The 15,480-nt window shown below is 64.6% G+C and carries 13 protein-coding genes and 1 tRNA gene; 6 read left to right on the top strand and 8 right to left on the bottom strand.

Annotation, left to right across the window (positions count from 1 at the left end; all coding sequences use genetic code 11):
* Positions 1-6: 6 nt before the first annotated feature.
* Complete coding sequence (locus HL671_RS19195; protein WP_172237567.1) at positions 7-2,802, bottom strand: lysozyme family protein; 2,796 nt, start codon at positions 2,800-2,802, stop codon at positions 7-9.
* Between the two features lie 773 nt (positions 2,803-3,575).
* On the opposite strand from HL671_RS19195, the gene HL671_RS19200 reads away from it, so the two are divergent.
* Complete coding sequence (locus HL671_RS19200) at positions 3,576-4,928, top strand: hypothetical protein (protein WP_172237570.1); 1,353 nt, start codon at positions 3,576-3,578, stop codon at positions 4,926-4,928.
* Positions 4,929-5,110: 182 nt separating this feature from the next.
* On the opposite strand, the gene HL671_RS38800 is transcribed toward HL671_RS19200, so the two are convergent.
* Positions 5,111-5,239 (bottom strand): hypothetical protein, encoded by a 129-nt coding sequence (locus HL671_RS38800; protein WP_283813089.1) that lies wholly within the window; start codon positions 5,237-5,239, stop codon positions 5,111-5,113.
* A gap of 235 nt (positions 5,240-5,474) precedes the next feature.
* On the opposite strand from HL671_RS38800, the gene HL671_RS19205 reads away from it, so the two are divergent.
* The 3 genes from HL671_RS19205 to HL671_RS19215 all read left to right on the top strand — a co-directional run bounded on the left by HL671_RS19205 (position 5,475) and on the right by HL671_RS19215 (position 9,106).
* On the top strand, positions 5,475-6,068 hold the full coding sequence (locus HL671_RS19205) for a response regulator transcription factor (protein WP_172237572.1): 594 nt from the start codon (positions 5,475-5,477) through the stop codon (positions 6,066-6,068).
* Positions 6,069-7,859, top strand: a complete 1,791-nt coding sequence (locus tag HL671_RS19210) for a hybrid sensor histidine kinase/response regulator (RefSeq protein WP_172237574.1) — start codon at positions 6,069-6,071, stop codon at positions 7,857-7,859. It abuts the gene before it with no gap.
* Between the two features lie 104 nt (positions 7,860-7,963).
* Positions 7,964-9,106, top strand: coding sequence for a helix-turn-helix transcriptional regulator (locus tag HL671_RS19215; RefSeq protein WP_172237576.1), 1,143 nt, complete (start codon positions 7,964-7,966; stop codon positions 9,104-9,106).
* 17 nt (positions 9,107-9,123) lie between these two features.
* Here HL671_RS19215 and HL671_RS19220 read toward each other — a convergent pair whose 3' ends face one another.
* From HL671_RS19220 to mobA, 6 genes are all read right to left on the bottom strand, one after another.
* Positions 9,124-9,753 (bottom strand): LysE family translocator, encoded by a 630-nt coding sequence (locus HL671_RS19220; protein ID WP_012046231.1) that lies wholly within the window; start codon positions 9,751-9,753, stop codon positions 9,124-9,126.
* 236 nt (positions 9,754-9,989) lie between these two features.
* Positions 9,990-10,065: transfer RNA gene (locus HL671_RS19225), tRNA-Ile, on the bottom strand.
* Between the two features lie 186 nt (positions 10,066-10,251).
* Positions 10,252-11,217, bottom strand: a complete 966-nt coding sequence (locus tag HL671_RS19230; RefSeq protein WP_172237578.1) for a Bug family tripartite tricarboxylate transporter substrate binding protein — start codon at positions 11,215-11,217, stop codon at positions 10,252-10,254.
* A 78-nt stretch (positions 11,218-11,295) separates the two neighbouring features.
* Entirely contained in the window at positions 11,296-12,507 is a 1,212-nt protein-coding gene (locus HL671_RS19235; RefSeq protein WP_012046211.1) for an ABC transporter substrate-binding protein, read from the bottom strand.
* 199 nt (positions 12,508-12,706) lie between these two features.
* On the bottom strand, positions 12,707-13,297 hold the full coding sequence (locus HL671_RS19240) for a cation efflux transmembrane domain-containing protein (RefSeq protein ID WP_012046210.1): 591 nt from the start codon (positions 13,295-13,297) through the stop codon (positions 12,707-12,709).
* Positions 13,298-13,306: 9 nt separating this feature from the next.
* A complete protein-coding gene (mobA, locus tag HL671_RS19245; protein WP_172237580.1) occupies positions 13,307-13,939 on the bottom strand; it encodes a molybdenum cofactor guanylyltransferase MobA in 633 nt (210 codons plus the stop codon).
* 228 nt (positions 13,940-14,167) lie between these two features.
* Between mobA and mobB the strand changes: the two genes are divergently transcribed.
* Together mobB and HL671_RS19255 are read left to right on the top strand one after the other, a co-directional pair.
* Positions 14,168-14,686 (top strand): molybdopterin-guanine dinucleotide biosynthesis protein B, encoded by a 519-nt coding sequence (mobB, locus tag HL671_RS19250; protein ID WP_012046208.1) that lies wholly within the window; start codon positions 14,168-14,170, stop codon positions 14,684-14,686.
* A gap of 159 nt (positions 14,687-14,845) precedes the next feature.
* Positions 14,846-15,082 (top strand): sulfurtransferase TusA family protein, encoded by a 237-nt coding sequence (locus HL671_RS19255; protein WP_041750968.1) that lies wholly within the window; start codon positions 14,846-14,848, stop codon positions 15,080-15,082.
* Positions 15,083-15,480 lie beyond the last annotated feature (398 nt).

Below are 15,480 nucleotides of genomic sequence, written 5' to 3' on the forward strand. Positions count from 1 at the left end.
GACCGTTCAGGTCGAGGGGTAAATCTGAAGTCCGAGCATGCCGTCCATGACCGGCGCGTAGATCCCGTCGGCCCATCCCAATTTGCTGACCTGTCGCGCGATGAGGGCCTGCCGCGTCTTCGGTCCGAGCTGAGCGTTCGCTTGCGGCGCGATGCCGAGCGCCTGCTGGAGCGCGGCGACCCGCGCGCCGGACGAGCCGTGGCGCAGCCGGCTGATGTCCGCGCTGGTTCGCGTCCCGGCCCTGACCTGTGCGGCGACGGCGGCGTCGAGCCCGGTGAGGAGCATCATGGAAAACTGCTTGCCGTTCGAGCCGGAGGTAACTCCGAGGGCCACCCGGAAGTCGCTCCAGATGCCGGTATGCTGGCCGTTCGCATAGAAGCCCGGCAGCGTCAGGCAGCCGGCCGACGAGAAGCCGCGTGACATCTGGCCGGGATGAACATTGTCCGCCGGCGCCGTGATCATGAACGCATCGAGCCGGTCGTAGATCGTGTCGGTCAGCGAACGGAGCACGACGGCGGATGACGCGCCGCTGGCGCTGTCCGACAGCCGCAACGCGGTGGGTATTTCCCGATTGGTGCCGGGATGATGTGTGCCGACCGTGTAGGTATAGCAGCCGGTCGGCAATATGTTGCCGGTCAGGTTGGCCGTGCTCGCGCCGACCTGAGCCATCGCATAGCATTTGAAGACATAGGCCGCGTTGGGAACGGTCGAGGCCTGATAGGCGCTCAGCGTCTTCCGCTCGCGATCATAGACGCCGATGATGCAACGGAAGTTGCGGTGATCCGGTCGCTGGTCCGTGATGACGATGCTGGTCGCGTCCTCGCGCTTGGCCGCGCCCAATGAGGCGCCGCGCAGCGCGAACATCATCTTGCCCGGCAGCGGCGCGAATTCATTGGCGGCGATCAGCGCATCGAGATCGCCGGGTGTGAGCTCGAAGGCCCTGCCGGCCAGCGACGTGTCGAGGTGCCGATAGTCCGGCTGCTCGTCATCCTTCGGGTTCCAGCGCACCGACGCCACAGTCAGGCCTGCCGCTTCGAGGTCCTGGTCGGCGAGGATCGCATTGATCTCCGCGACGTCGGCGTCATCGCTCTGAGTGGCCTCAGCGCTCTCGAACGTCTCCACGATCGGGGCGCTTTCGAGCGCGCTCTCGGTCGTCCCCGTCGCATGGGCCGCGATCCGCGCGGCCATCCGCATTTCGGCGAGCCCGGCTTCGAACAAGCGAGCCTCGCCTTCTCTCCGTTCGGAAAGGCTGGAGCTGGCGCCCCAGAGGCGCTTCATGCCGCGGATCAGGTCCGGAATCCGGGCGACATCGTCCAGGCTGCCTGCGCGCATCGCGGCTCCGATCTCGCGCATCTCGGTGAAGCGCGGACCGGGCGCAGCAAAAGCCGCGCCACGATTGAATGTCAGGCTCAGCAGCGCGCCCCTGCAATGCGGATGGAGCCGGTCGAGATTGTCGAGCGCCTGATAGAACTGACGGATCAGGGCGGGATATTTCACATTGTCGAACTGGTCGATCGCCACCGACCAGGGCACGACGATATCGCTGAGGCTGCGGATCAGGGCTTGCGCCTGCGTCACCTTCGCGGCGCGACCAGGCTCGACCGTGCGAAAGCCGATGGTTGGGGCAAGACGGTCGAAATCGGCGCGCGCCATCTGCGCGCCCCATTGCGACAGGAACTCCTGCTTCGTGTGGTAGCCGAGATCCCAGCCGCAGCCGATCGTAATGCCGGACGAATAGCCAGGCCAGATCGGGCGGCCCTTGATGACGTTCTCATAATAGGATCGTCCGCCGGTCTCCCAACGAACGATGAATTGGTATCCTGTGAGCGAGATGGTCGCACGCCAGTCCGCCGGCAGTTCGGTGGACTCGAGCTGTGGCGCGCCTGGCAGTTCGGTAATGGGGTCCTCGCGGAATCCGGCAGCCTCCGTCACGGCCTCATCAGTGATATTTCCGAGCAACTGCTCGGACAGCGGCGACAAGCTCTCCAGGGAGTCCCGTGTGGGGATCGGAGGAGGCCGACGGAGCACGCTCAGGTCCGGCAGCTTTCGAACGTAGCTGGCGACGTGATCGGCGAGCTTTGACTTGATGTCTCCGCGCACGCCGGCGAGCACGTCCGCGTCGATCGTGACCTTCCCTTCGAAATGCTTGAGCTCGGCCTCGCTGGTGCGGAACTTGAAGAACAGAACCTGGGTGAGGGTCGAGCGGGCTTCCAATCCGAACGCCATCAGCGTCACCAGGAAGCCGTGCTTGTCATCGGGCTCGGCCAGCGTCACCTGGAACCGCGCTGTCTTGCCGGTCTGGCTCTCGCGATTGAAGATCGTCATCCACGGACTGTTCGCATCCATGCTCTTGAGGGCGTCGAGCGTGGCCTTCACGACGGCGAGCGCGCCTGTGCCCGGTCCCAGCAGCGTCGTCGCAAGGCCGATGATCGCTTCATGCGCCTGAAAGCCGGCGCTGTCGGTGTGGTAGGTTGCGAACTGATCGACCTGAACGACCCAGCCGATGTTCTTCAACACGGTGAAATATGACTGGTACCATTCATAGATCCTGTTCGCGTCGGGCACCTCCACCTTGGCGACCAGCTGCGCCAGCAGCGCCGAGTTGATCAGATCCTGTCGCTGTTCGGTGGTCACGCCGTTGACGAAGGAGATGACGTCAGAGCCGACCACGGCCGCTTGATCCTTCGCCCGCGACAGCGCCTGATCGACCGGAGAGGCAGCGTCTTCCAGAACGGCAAGGCGAGGCGGCAACGGAGCGGCCTGGACGAAGTCACGCGCCTTTGAAACGGCTTCGAGACTCATGGCGTGGTCCTCCCAATGTTGAGGCTGCCTCACTTCTCCAGCGTCCAGGCGGGAGCATTAATCGACAAATGAAAAGGAATTTGCGGCCGTCAGCCAAGCATGTCGCAAAATGATAATGCAAATTGTAGTTGTAGACAATACAGAAGCCCGTGCTGCAGATGCGTCCTGCGTCCTGCGTCCTGGTAGTTCGCGGAGCTTGCGCGCCGCATCATGAGGTCGCGACCGGCATAGAAATGTTTTGACCGCTGAGTTGAACCGCTGCTCGTGTGACGTGACACACGTCTACGGTCGCCATTCTCGACCGTGGCATCTGATCGCGATTGTTCGATTTTCAAATCGGCATTGATCATGGTCACGGGCGAAGCAGCCAGATGGTCTGGTTGCTCGGACGTATAAAAGTCTTTTGTTTCAACGAGCGATAGGTCGCTTGTTGAGTTCCACAGGCTCGTGAAGCTCTGACGACGCCTCTTAGGAATGCAACTCTTATATTACGGCTTTTTCGACAGTGCATTTCGCTGTCGCGTGTTGATCAATAGCAGATGGGTCAGTCTGGTTGCCTTAGCGGTGCTGGCCAGATGACGACCGCTTGGCATGTCTTCCCGAATGAATGCTCGGAAGACAGCGGATGAATCTGATTGTGGCCTCGGCGCGGATCGCCGCCATGATGGCGATCACAAATGGCCCTCGCTGTCACGACGGGGACTGGGAGACCTGCGGCCGCGAGCACCTGAAACACGATAAACGCGAAACGCGGCAAAACGGAGGAGCACGGCATGAGCGATCCGGCGAGCGGCCAAGGGCCCAATGCAAGCTTTGAGCTGAACGTCAGACCCGCGGCGGAAGTCGCGCAAGAGATCATGCGCTCGGGAGACGATCTGCATGTCGATCCCGCCGCGCCGCCGGAACCTATGCTTGAGGCTGCGGTCAGCCGCTGGCGCGTCGCGAAGTCGCTCGAACGCCTGCGCGCCCAGGTCAATGCGGCCTTTCCAAATCGCAGCACCGCCAGTGACGGTACGATCGGTGATATCCGCCACCAGAGCCGAGAATCCGACCACAATCCCTGGATCGTTGACGCGGGCATCGGCGTCGTCACGGCTCTGGACGTGACACACGACCCTGCCCATGGCTGCGATGCCGGCAAACTCGCCGAAGCGATCCGCGCCAGCCGGGACGACCGCGTCAAATACATCATCTCGAATCGCAGGATCGCCAATTCGCAGCCGGTCGGCGCCGCAGCTGCCTGGGCTTGGCGAACATATACGGGCTCAAATCCGCACAATCATCACTGCCATATCTCGGTGAAGTCGGACAAGGCAGCCTATGATGATGTGAAGGATTGGGATATTCGGCCGCGTCCTGACCTGGAATCTGCCGGTGGGGAGGCGGGTGTGACGCCGTCCGACCTGTTCGCTGCCGCGCTTGACTCATTGCCGGGCAATGCCGACCGCCCGATCTTCGAGCGGCTGATCGATGCCCAGGACGAGATCGCGAGATTGCTGGCCTCCTATGCGACCAGTGAGCGCCCGGTTCGGGCGGAGGAGGACGAAGAGGCGGCGCGGCCAAGCTTTGACACGCTCAAGGCGGGCTATGAGGAGCTGTGGGCGAGCTGTCGGATTCGCCCGGAGCGCGCGGACAGCGTTGCCTGGCATCGCGCGAAGCTGTTGCAGAACAAGCCGCGCTACGAACAGGTCAGCGCGGCGACCGGCGCGCCATGGTGGTTCATCGGCATCGTCCATGCGCTCGAGGCCAGCTTCAACTTTCAGGGCCATCTGCATAATGGCGATCCGCTCCGCGCGCGCACGGTCAATGTGCCGGCCAATCGGCCACCGCGCTGGAACCCGCCAAACGACTGGCTGTCGAGTGCCATCGACGCCATCACGTTCGAGGGATTTGCCGGACAGTCGGACTGGAGCATCGCGCGCACTCTGTATCGCTTCGAGGGATACAACGGCTTCAGCTATCGCACGAAGGGGATCAACTCGCCTTATTTGTGGAGCTTCTCCACGCATTACACCCGGGGCAAATTTGTCCGCGATCACGTCTATGATGAGAATGCGGTCTCAGCGCAGTGCGGTGCCGCGGTCATGCTGAAGTCGCTGCAATTGGCGGGCGAGACGCTCGCGTGAGCCGATCGGCCGTTCTGCGCCGACATGGCGAAGCCGGGGTGGGAGCTATCACGCCGGTCAAGATGACGTGAGCGCGGTCCGCGATTTGAAGGTGATAGTTGGGGCTCTTCGGTTCGAAGGTCCAGGTGAAGCTCGCGAACAGGGATTGCACGCGCCGCGCTGACCGGCCGTGCTGTTCCGGATCACCGGACGAGCCAGAGCAACACCAGCATCACGGCGACGATCGCCGTGATGAACGCGCTTCTCGTCAGCGCCGCCCCGGGTGAAATCCGGTCGTCTCCCCAGTCGTCTTTTTTTTTGTGCCCGATCATCGGGTGTGTCCCCCACCGCGACGGAATTCGCATCGTCTCAGCCGAATCGGCGGCCGGGCGCGAGCTGTTGTTTTCGATAGCTCCCCCATCTGGTGGATCTATGTAAAAAAAGGTGCATAGCGCAGCGCCTGCACACGTCTGGATGGGGCTGTCTGGCGACGAATAAGCGGCGCCGGCCGTCCGTCTCAGGCCAAAAGCGGGAAAGAAGTATTATCGTAGTGGCAAGGTGGAACTGGTGCGGTCGCTCCTCTTCGTAGACGATCATCCCATCTACAGGGATGCCGTGCGCCGCACGCTTGAACTCGAGATCGAGGATCTCAGTGTGGCAACTGCGGAGAACTGCAGCGCGACACTGGCGTTGCTCGCCGCCCACGAGGTCGACCTCTGTCTTTCCGACTATCGTCTCCCGGACGGCGATGGATTGTCGCTGCTCAAGGAGGTCAGGGCGCGATACCCGCTCATCGCGGTGGGGCTGCTCTGTGCAGATCTCTCGCCTGCGCTTGCGGAAGGCGCGGCGTCATTGGGCGCCGTGGTCTGTCTCTCCAAGGACAAGACCTCGGCAGATCTGGTTGCTGCCATCCGTATCGCGTTTTCGGGAGGCCGGGTCTACGACTCCGTCGGCGCCGCTTCGGACGGCACCACGCTGTCGCTTCGACGACGCGAGATCCTGATCTATGCGAGCCAGGGCCTGCTCGACAAGCAGATCTGCGAGCTGCTGGGCGTCAGTGAGAGCACGATCCGGGCGCATTGGGGGCGGATCTTCGAGCAGTTGCAGGTCGGCAATCGCACCGAGGCCGTCACCCGGGCTTTGCGGCAGAGGTTGATCTGAATGCCCGCCGGAACAGCATCGCGCATGCGGGCGCTCTACCGCGAGCGCATCCATCTCTTCTTCGGCACGCGGACCCTTCCTTATCTCGGCGGCATCCGCGTTCTCCAGGCGATTTCGACAAGTGGCGCGGCGTCCGCCGGACTGCTCGTCTGGCTGTTGTGCGACCTGTCGCCGGTCCGGGCGGCGATCTGGACCTTTCTCGTCGTGCTGACCGAGTGCCTCATCACCAACATCAACGACGCGTTCCGCGTCGTGTGCCCCCCGGACGAAACTCTGTGGCGCTGGGGCTGGGCCAAGGCGGCGTTGTTCGGTCTCAACGCGTTCGCCTGGTCGCTCAGTCCTCTGCTTCTCCACGTCGACGGTGCTCCCGCATCGGTGCTGTTGCCGCTGACCGCCGTCATCTTCTTCGTGACGAGTGCGACGTGGATCGTCGGAGCCGACTATACGCCGAGCATGTGGATCGTGATGGTGGCGGCGATCGTTCCGGCGGCGCTGTCGTTCCTGAGCTTTGATGGCGAGCTCGAGCGGGTGGCCGGCATCACCCTCCTGGCGCTGTTGCCCTTCGTCCTGGCGACCGGTACCAAGGCGGCGAAAAAGGCGGAGGCTGCGATCAACATCCGCCTCGACATCACCGAACTCCTCGACGTCAAGGCGCGGCAGGCGCAGCAGATCGAGGAGCTGTTCGCGGAGAGGACCCGCTTCTTCAGCGCGGCCAGCCACGATCTGCGGCAGCCGCTGAACGCGATGGGGCTGTATTTCGAACTTCTCGCACGCTCGCCCGATCAGGAGGACCGCAACGAGATCATTGCGCGGCTGCAGGATTGTGCGACGAGCCTGCTCCGGCAATTCGACGCGATCATGGGCGTGTCGGCCACTGATGCCGATATCAGGAACGCGAGCGTCAGGGCCGTGCCTGTCCATGAGATCTTTCTCAGCGTGGCTTCGACGCTCGATCTCGAGGCCCGGCGCAAGTCGTTGCGCCTGCGGGTGCGGCCGTCCGATCTGTGGTGCTCGGTCGATCCGGCTCTGCTCGAGCGTGCTCTGCTCAACCTCGTCGGCAATGCGATCAAGTACACCGAGACGGGCGCCATCCTCATCGGCGCACGCCGCCGCGCCGGAGCTGTGAGAATCCAAATCGTCGATACCGGGATTGGCATCGAGCCTCGCCATCTCAACGCGATCTTTGATGATTTCTTTCAGGTCGGAAATCCCGAACGCAACCGCGACAGGGGGCTTGGCATCGGGCTCGCCATCGTTCGGCGCCTCTGCAAGGCGATGGACTGGCAGCTCGAGGTGAAGTCGGTGATCGGACGCGGCACCAGCTTCAGCCTTACCGTGCCGGTGGCGGATGCCGCGCCGGCAAGCGTCGACACCGATTCGATGAATCGGGAAATAAGCGTGCCGGATCGGTCGGATCAGCCGGGTGTGCTCGTGATCGACGACGACGCGACGACACGCGATTCGCTCGGTCGGCTGCTGACCAATTGGGGCTATGAATGCGCGCCCTTCGAGGGCGGAGCGCCTGCACTTCGTTTCCTGGGCCAGGCGGCGGCACGAAAGCGATGGCTCGTCCTGCTCGACTACCGCTTGGCCGGCACGGAAACCGGGCTCAATATTGCTGACAAGATCATCGCGGCTCACGCGGACCGCACGCGGCTGGTTCTGATGACCGGAGACATCGGTCCGGAGATCGCGGAAGGCGCCCGTCAGCGCGGCGTGCTGCTGTTGCGCAAGCCGGTGCAGCCGATCCGGCTCAGCGCGCTTCTGAGCTCGGACATGGCAGCGGAATAGGACGATCGCACATGACCGTTTTCTGCGATGAGAGCGTCTGCGCGTCGCAGCGCGAGCCCGCATCCACCTTTGGTCCTTTCGACGCGAATTGGAATCACTGAGCCATGCACGTTCCGGAGAGTTCGGTCATCGCCTCTATCGGCAACATCTATCAGGCCGCTCACGACCCGAAGCTCTGGCCGCAAGCCGTCGAATCGCTCCGGACGCTGTTCGATGGATCGAAAGCCTGCCTGGTGCGGATCGGGCCCGAGCGGAGGCCCGACGACCTGATTGCGCCCAGCAACGATCCGGCCTTCCAGGACCGCTATCTCGTGGAGTTCGCCGACGAGCCCAACATCATCGAGCACGCGGTCGCAAAGGCGGAGGTCGGTGCGACCTACAGCGATCTGAGCTTCATCGGCAGGGAGACGCTGCGAGCGAGCCGTCTCTGGAACGAATGGATGGCGCCGCAGGACATGTATGGCGGCTTGACCTGCAAGCTGGCCTCGTCCGGGCCGTCGACATGGTTTTTCGACGTGCAACGCGGCCGCAATCAGGCCCCGTTCGACGCGGCCGATCTCGCGCTCCTGAGGACGATCGTGCCGCATCTCACCCGCGCGGTCGAGATCTCGCGGCAGACCAGGATCGGGCAGTTGGTGTCCACGAGCCTGTCGCATCTGCCGTTCGCTCTCATCGCCGTCGACGCAGGCCTGCGCATTCTTGCCAGGAACGAGGCGGCTGAGCAGATCCTGTCGGACCGCGACAGCGGCCTGTCCCAGAGGCGCGGCGTGCTGCTGACATCGGACATTCAGAGCACGACCAGGCTGCAGCGGCTTGTTGCCGACGCCTGTTCCGCCGGGCGCGGCAGCCTTCCGGGTGTCGGCGGTGATCTTCTTATCGTTCCGGCCCTCCCGGCGGGTGATCCGGCCGCGCTGGCGATTTCCGTCGGTCCCTCGATGAGTGTCGGCACCCCGACGATTGCTTTGGAGCCATGTGCGGTCGTGATTGCGCGTAGGTTCTCACAGGAGCTGCCCGCAGGGTTTGCCGAAGCGATCGCCCAGTTCTTCGAGCTGACACCGCAGGAGGCCCGCGTCGCCGCAGCCGTCGCAGCCGGTCAGTCGCTCAAGCAGGCCGCCGGCCTGATCGGGATTCGGGTGAGCACCGCGCGCACCCATCTCGGGCGGATCTTCGGCAAGACCGGCACCAGCCAGCAGAGCCAGCTCGTTGCGCTGTTGCGAAGCGTGCAAGTGACGCTGCCACGCAACTAGGCGAGCGACCCTTCCGGTCAGGTCATCAGGCGTCCACACGCCTTGGCGAGGGCCAGCGCGCCGAGCCCCATCAGCAGCAGGCTGGCCAGCTTGTTGCTCATGTTGAGGATGTCCGAATCGAAGCGCAGGCGGACGATGGCGATCGTCGTGCTCAGAAGGGTCCACCACAGCGCCGAACCGAGGAACACACCCGCCGTCAGCAGAAGTCCCGCCGAATGCCCGACCAGCGTATGCAGCGCGGCGCAGAACAGGACGATCGTAAGCGGGTTGGTCACGCCGAGTCCGATCGCGCTCGCATAGGCCCTGATCAGGCGGATGTGATCGCCTCGATCCGTGGCGGGAAGCGCGACAGGCTGCTGGCGAATCCGCATGGCGAACCAGAGCAGGGCGAAGCCCGACAGTGTGCCGAGCACGAGCGAATTGGTTTCGACCCACGGCTGGACGATCACTCCGATGCCGGCGACTGCGAGCGCGCTGTAGGCCAGGTGAACCGTGGCCGCGCCCAACCCCGTCGCCAGCCCCGCCGCTGCGCCGGAGGTCAATGTCCGCTGAATGCAGAGGATCCCCATCGGTCCGACCGGCGCCGCGACCGTCAGCCCAACCCCGACGCCGGCGATGAGCGTTGCAACAGATTGAGGCAAGGACATCCGAGAGCTACCGATTCATGTCGGCGCTCTGCTTAGCGATGCCGATGACTCGCCGCGTCATTCATTTGACTGACGACAGCAGTGTCACGACGCGTCGCTGTGGCAGCCTCTCCGTTGCCAGGAGCTCTCCTGCACGATCGAGCCGTCCCGACGCTGCCGTGAGCCAACGGATGCCGGCCTTGCGCATGCGGGAGCCAATCGCGGCAGGATCAGATCGAGCGTGGCGCTGAAATCGCTGGTGGGCCCGGCAGGACTCGAACCTGCAACCAGACCGTTATGAGCGGCCGGCTCTAACCATTGAGCTACAGGCCCCGCGGCGCGGAGGTGTTTGCGGCTGTGGGGAGGCTGGGGGCCTGCCCGGTGCGGCGGAAACGACCCGGCGACGGTGCGGGCTCCGTTTACAGCGCCGGTGACGATCGGGCAATGCCACAGCCGGATGGTTTTGTGGGCGGCAGCGCGCCGGTCGGAGCCGCCCGGTGGTCGGGGCCGGGCGTCGCCTCAATCGACCGACACGCCGGCGAATTCCACCACCTTGCGCCATTTCTCGGTCTCTTCGGCGACCAGCTTGCCGAACTCCGCTGGCGTCATGGCGCGCGGAATGCCGCCGGTCTCGGTCAGGCGGGCCACCAGCTTGGGGTCCTTGAGGGCCTCGCCGACGGCCTTGTTGAGGATCTCGACGATCTCTGGCGGTGTGCCCTTGGGCGCGGAGATGCCGTAGAAGCCGACCGATTCGTAACCCGGCACGGTCTCGGCGATCGCCGGGACGTCCGGCACCGTGGGCCAGCGCTGCGGCGAGGTGACGCCGAGCGCGCGCACGCTGCCGCCGCGCGCCTGCTCCAGCGCGGTCGGCAGATTGTCGAAGATCAACTGCACCTTGTTCGAAATGATGTCGGGGAAGGCCAGCGCCGAGCCGCGATAGGGCACGTGCAGCATGTCGCATTTGGTCATCGCCTTGAACAACTCGGCCGCCATGTGCACGGAGGTGCCGTTGCCCGAGGAGGCAAACGCGATCTTGCCGGGATTGGCCCGGCAATAGTCGATGAAATCCTTGACCGTCCTGGCCGGCACATCGTTGCTGACCACCAGCATGTTGGTGAGCTGCATGATGCTCGCGACCGGCACCGTGTCGCGGATGAAGTCGTAGGGCAGCTTCTTGTAGAGCGAGGTGCTGATCGCATTGTTCGGCGCCACGAACAGCAGCGTATAGCCGTCCGGTGGCGCATTGATCATCGCGGCGGCGGCGATGTTGCCCCCGGAGCCGGTGCGGTTCTCGACCACGAATTGCTGGCCGAAGCGCTCCGACAGCCATTGCGCCATGATGCGCGCGACGATGTCGACCGGACCGCCCGGGGCGAAGCCGATCAGCCAGCGTACCGGACGATCGGGGTAGGCGGCCAAAGCGGGCTTGGCGGCCAGTCCCAGCGCAACGATCACACCGAATAATATCGCGCGTGCCAGTTTCATCGTTGCCTCCCGATCTTGCCGTTTGCGGGTCATGTGGGCCGGCCCGACGGCACCGGCCGCCGGGACGTCAGTGCGCCGTCATCTCTTGATCAGCGGGCAGGCCGGATCGGGCGGGCCGAACGCCTCCTCGCCTTTGATGGTCGCAAGGATCTTGTAGTAGTCCCACGGATATTTGCTCTCGTCCGGCGACTTGACCTGCGCCAGCACGAGATCGTGCACCATCAGATTGTCAGCGCGCAGCCGGCCGTTGCGGGCGAAGAAGTCCTCGACCGGGGTCTCGCGCATCTTCGCGGCCACGGCCAGCGGATCGTCGCTGCCGGCAGCTCTGACCGCGTTGAGATAATGCGTGACCGCGGAGTAGACGCCCGCCTGCCACATCGTCGGCATCCGGTTCATCTTGGCGAAATAGCGCTTCGACCATTCGCGCGTCTTGTCGTCCATGTCCCAATAGAACGAGGTGGTGAGCAGGAGGCCCTGCGCCGCCGGCAGTCCCAGCGAATGAATGTCGGTGATCAGCGCCAGCAGCGCCGCCATCTGCTGGCCGCCCTTGAGCAGGCCGAATTCCGCCGCCGTCTTGATCTCGTTCATGTTGTTCGGGGGACCTGCGGCGATGCCGATGATCTTGGCCTTGGAGGCCTGCGCCTGCAGGATGAAGGAGGACAAATCGGGCGTCGCGAAGGGCGGGCGCACCGCGCCCACGACCTTGCCGCCATTGGCGGTGACGACGCCAGCCGCATCGCGCTCCAGCGAATGGCCGAAGGCATAGTCGTCGGTGATGAAGAACCAGCTGTCGCCGCCGCGCTTGACGACCTCCTTCGCGGTGCCGGTGGCCAGTGCCCTGGTGTCGAACACCCATTGCATGGCGTAAGGCGAGCAGAACTTGCCGTGGAAATCGGCCGCACCGGTCGATTGGGTGATGAACAGCCGCTTCTTCTCGGTGGCGATGGTCTGCACCGCCAGGCCGACCGCCGAGACCGGCACGTCGACGATGAGATCGACCTGCTCGGTGTCATACCAGCGGCGCGCGATCGCGGCGCCGATGTCGGGCTTGAGCTGATGGTCGCCAACGATGACGCTGATCGGCTTGTCCAGCACCTTGCCGCCGAAATCGTCGACGGCCATCTGCGCCGCGGTGACCGAGCCCTGGCCGGTCGGCGTCGAGGCGGGGCCGTTCATGTCGCTGAGCACGCCGATCTTGACAACGTTGTCGGAGATCTCGGCCTGCGCTGCCGTCGTGACCAGCAGCGCCGCGGCCGCCCACGCCGCGCGCTTCAAAGCAGTGAGCTGCATTCGTCCTCCACTGACCGCGTTTCTGACCGCGGCATGGCGCGGTTGTTGGTCGCGGCTCTGCCGGCCGCTCCACCTATCTCAAAGCAAACCGAAGCGCCCGTCAATCATCCCGGGACACCAGCCGGTGGAGGGATCCTGTGCGCTGCAGCGCGGCGCAATCGGCTCGCTCGCTCAGCACGGGCGCAAGCCATGCGCGCGATCAGGCCTTGGCGGCCTTATGCTCCTCATGCGCGGCCTCCCAGACCTCGCGCGCGGCGTCGGCGTTCATCAGCGCGATGCCGACGCCGACGATGAGATCGGGCCAGACCGAGCGCCACAGAAATGCGGTGACGAGTCCGGCGGCGATAATGGCGATATTGGCGAAGGCGTCGTTGCGCGCCGACAGAAAAGCCGCCCGTGTGAGGCTGCCTTGATGATCGCGAACGCGCGCCAGGATCAGCGCGCAACCGAGATTGACGATGAGTGCGCCGAGGCCCGTGATGGTGAGCGGCAGCGGCGCCGGCACCTCCGGCGCAAACAGCTTCTCGCCCGCGGTCCACAATCCGGCGAGCGCCGGCGCGAGCAGGATCAGCGCCAGCACTTTGCCGAGCTGCGCGCGTCGCGTGGGACTCCAGCGCAGCGCCAGCGCGATCAGGAGATTGACGGAGGCGTCTTCGAGGAAGTCGACGCTGTCGGCAAACAGCGAGACCGAGCCGATCGACAGCGCAACGGCGAACTCGATCCCGAAATAACCGAGATTGAGCGCGGCGACCGCAAGCACTGCGCGGCGGACGGGGGTCGTCGTATCCATCACGCGTACTCAATCATCCTGTGCGGCCAGCCGCTCCGCTTCGGCGAGATCCGCGGCGGTGTTGGCGTTGAAGAAGGGATCGAAGGGAAGCACCGGCCAGGACACGCGCGCAACCTGATAGCGCGCAGTGAAGCGGGTGACCTTCCGGATGTCCTCCGCCACCAAAGCGTGGCGGAGGTCCTCGCGCAGGCTGACCGGCCACAGCCCGATCACCGGGTGTGTCTGGCCGCCGGATTCGGCCAGCGCCAGCGCGGCGCCCTCTGTTGCACGCGCGCCGGCAAGCCGAGCCACCAGATCACGCGGCAAAAACGGGCAGTCGGCGGCCGCGCTCAGCATCCACGGCGATTCGGGCATCTGCGCCGCGACCCAGTCGAGGCCGGCCAGGATGCCGGCGAGCGGTCCGGGAAAGCCGGCAACGCCGTCGCGCACGACCGTGAGGCCGTAAGCGGCGAATCGCGCGGGATCGCCATTGGCGTTGAGGATGAGGCGGCTGCATTGCGGTGCCAGCCGCGAGATCACGCGCTGCAGGAGGGTCCGGCCGCCGATCATGCGTATCGGCTTGTCGCCGCCGCCCATGCGGCGCGCCAGGCCGCCGGCGAGCAGCACGCCGGGAATCGATGTCGGTGGGACGGGCTCGGTCATGGCGATCTCGACTATCACGCCTGCGCCGCGAGGTCAGCGTCCGACCCGTCGGCCGGAGCGCGGCCGCCATGCAGGGGACGAAGCACGGTCCCGCAGCCGCGCGGCATGACATTGCGCTGTCGGCATTATAGAGCTTCGGTCGGTTGGCTCGGCGGCGATCTCGGTGTGCGAGCGAAGCGACGGGGATATGAGGGGTGTGGGGGTGCCGCTGGAATTCTGGAGCGGGCGATGAAGGTGATCGGCCTCGCCGGCTGGAGCGGCGCCGGCAAGACCACGCTGCTGACGCGGACCATTCCGCTGCTGAACGCGCAGGGTGTGCGGGTTTCGGTGGTCAAGCACGCGCATCACAAGTTCGATGTCGACGTGCCCGGCAAGGATTCCTGGCGCCATCGCGAGGCGGGCGCCCAGGAGGTCCTGGTGTCCTCGGGCACGCGGTGGGCCCTGATGCACGAGCTGCGCGGCGCCCCCGAGCCGGGGCTCGACGATCTGCTCGCGAAAATGTCGCCGGTCGACCTGGTGGTCGTGGAAGGCTACAAAGCGGGGCCGCATCGCAGGATCGAGGTGCATCGGGCGGCCAACGGCAAGCCGCTGCTGTTCCCGGAGGATGCGGGCATCGTGGGAATCGCCGCCGATGTAGCGGTCGAGACCGCTTTGCCATGGGTCCATCTCGACGACATCGCGGCGATCGCGACGCTGCTCCTGCAGTCAGCGCGGCCGCCCGCGGCTTCATCGCATGCGGGGCGATGATGGCCATGAGTCCCGTGCGGTTCCCGATTGCCCGGGAACTTCATCCGAGCGCAACTTTTCGGCGGCAGAGATCAAGCCGCTTGGAAGCGTCCGGTTGCGGTTCCATTGTGAGGTAATGGAACCCGATTGCCCCGCAGGATGCGGGACCAAGGTCTCAGGATGACGATGATCAGGTTGGATTTGACGGGACTGAAATGCCCGCTGCCGGTTCTCAAGACGCGCAAGGCGCTGCAGTCGCTCGCCGCAGGAGAGCGGCTCGAAATCTGCTGTACCGATCCACTGGCCGTGATCGACATTCCCAACCTGATTCGCGAAACCGGCGATCGGATCGAGCTGCTCGCGCGCAGCGACAGCCATGTTGTGTTCTTGGTCGAGAAGGCGGCGGTTCCTGGATGACGTTCGTCGGCACCGGCAGACGCTCCGACCACCTACTAAGTAGTCTTCGATTGATCCAGGAATGTCGAAGTCAAGTGGGTAGGCTGCTTCCTATCGTCGCATCGGTGCCAAGGCGCGCTCATAACAATGCCGCGTTCTCAGTCCAGGCTTGCGCGATTGCCGTGAGGCAAGGGAAGGTTGTCTGCCGTTCACTTTTTCTGAGCAACAGCGCGCGCGGTGAGATCAGCCGACCCGTTGCCGCCGGCTGCGTTAGTTGATGAACGCTCGACGACGCTTGCCGGTCTTGCAAGTAGTCCAAGTTAATTTTGACTGCAGCCGAAAGTGGCGATGACTTCAGATGCACGTGGTTTTGTGTGTCTATTAGCAGCATCGGCGTGCTGCATTGCAGTCATCCACGG

The sequence above is a fragment of the Bradyrhizobium denitrificans genome (assembly GCF_013179005.1).
GTDB classification, from domain to species: Bacteria; Pseudomonadota; Alphaproteobacteria; order Rhizobiales; family Xanthobacteraceae; genus Bradyrhizobium; species Bradyrhizobium denitrificans.